Origin of the sequence: Gilvimarinus gilvus, assembly GCF_030518155.1 — a bacterium.
GTDB lineage: Bacteria > Pseudomonadota > Gammaproteobacteria > Pseudomonadales > Cellvibrionaceae > Gilvimarinus > Gilvimarinus gilvus.
Genome location: NZ_JAULRU010000081.1, coordinates 1 through 323, shown reverse-complemented (window position 1 = coordinate 323; position 323 = coordinate 1). Strand labels below are relative to the sequence as shown.

Annotated in this window: 1 protein-coding gene; it reads right to left on the bottom strand. The window is 27.9% G+C overall.

What is annotated here, in order from left to right; translation table 11 throughout:
- Positions 1–323: DUF1684 domain-containing protein (locus QWI17_RS00410; protein ID WP_302720522.1), on the bottom strand; the 323-nt coding region annotated here is incomplete at both ends.

Genomic DNA, 323 nt, shown 5'->3' with positions numbered 1-323 from the left:
ATGTTTTTGGTATTTTTTAACTCCTGCATTTATTTCAATATCTAAAAAATTATCTGCAGGTGGTATTGGGCATGAATATTTATGGTTGTATGCACAATATGGATTGTAGGCTTTATTGAAATCAATAATAATAATTTTGCTTTTAGCTGGAGGGATTTCTAAATCAATATATCTTCCGCCTTCATAACTAGTAGTGTTGTTTGTTAAATCGTTAAAAGGAAGAAATAAATGGTTTTTATATTCAGGCGATGTAATTAAACTTTGATTTTGGTAAATATTTAGTTTAAATTTTTTTCCCTTTAAAGTGAAGCTTGCAACTCCAA